The 1,158-nt window shown below is 37.8% G+C and carries 1 protein-coding gene; it reads right to left on the bottom strand.

Going from position 1 to position 1,158, the window contains the following annotated elements; all coding sequences use genetic code 11:
- Positions 1 to 770 precede the first annotated feature (770 nt).
- A partial coding sequence (locus AC1DVB_RS27435) for a hypothetical protein (RefSeq protein ID WP_477591988.1) occupies positions 771 to 1,158 on the bottom strand: 388 nt, incomplete at its 5' end.

Here is a 1,158-nt window from a genome sequence, read left to right as displayed (position 1 = left end):
ATTAAATCCTTTTACAACTAAATTGGCCCCGTTAGTAAAGTGATTCTTATATGATCAATTGCTATTTTTGAATATTGGATATGCTCATGTTTCAGCAAAGGAGTATTTTGGAATTATATCTTCATTGATAAGTAAAGCGGAAAAGAGTTTTACTGGTTTCCATACCAGGGATGTACTTAATCATTCGTGAAGGCGTTTATTATTCCTTGATTCACTAGACGGATTGGGGAGGGATTATGATGATTCATTCGGAGAATGGAAGTATATTACTTGAGATCTGAACTCAGATATTATGTATGGTACTTAAAAAATAGACACTTTTGATTGCGGAAATTCAGAGATATGGGTGTTACTGAGGATTTTATAAGGAGGACCAATTTTTAACTCTGCTTTCATATGGGCTGAGCAAGAAAGTAAAAAAGCAAACGACAGGCAAATGGAATTGAAGGAGAAGAATTACGGCACGAGATTCGGACGAAGTAAGTATAAATCAATAATGACTCATTCAAAAATATGAAAAAGGAAATAAACTATCTGATATTATAAACCCTCAACTTAGGGATGAGATCGTTTGAACCCCTCTTATCGACTAAGACTAAAAGTATCTATCTGGGTTTTTCAAACAAAGTTGATTGGAACGCGTGTACCTGACTCCCGCGGAAAAAGCGTGTCGAAAGGAGAATCCAGGCGCAAGAGTGCCGAGGGCGGACTTCCTTCGGAAAGCGAGTGCCATACGTTCCAATCAGTTTAAAAACTCTCAATATATTATATTATTTTTCTAATTCAAGGCTTTTTATCATTTGCCGTAACGCTCCAAGATGATAAGCTGAGTGGGCAATGGTCGCATTTACATTTGTCAGCCATTTTCCTAAATCGATTCTTTCGATTTCTGCGAAAAGAGATACATATTCTTTATGTAATTCCTCTCTGATTTCAGCCCATTTCACCTCATCAACAGTAGTGATGGTCCAGCTTTCTTCCCAATCTTTTTCAAAGTCTGTGCCATTGATCATCGATTGGATCACCCATAAATAATACCGGGTGTGGTCTGCGTGTGCCGCAATTGTCGATCCGTTTATGGAACGTGAAGCATCTACTGCGGTTAAACCATCAAGTGTACCAAAAACCCCGGTATTCGGTTTTGATTCAGTATAATAG

It is taken from the genome of Peribacillus sp. P4_D6 (assembly GCF_056401795.1).
Note: the sequence above shows the minus strand (reverse complement) of the source record. Positions and strands in the feature narration are given on the sequence as shown.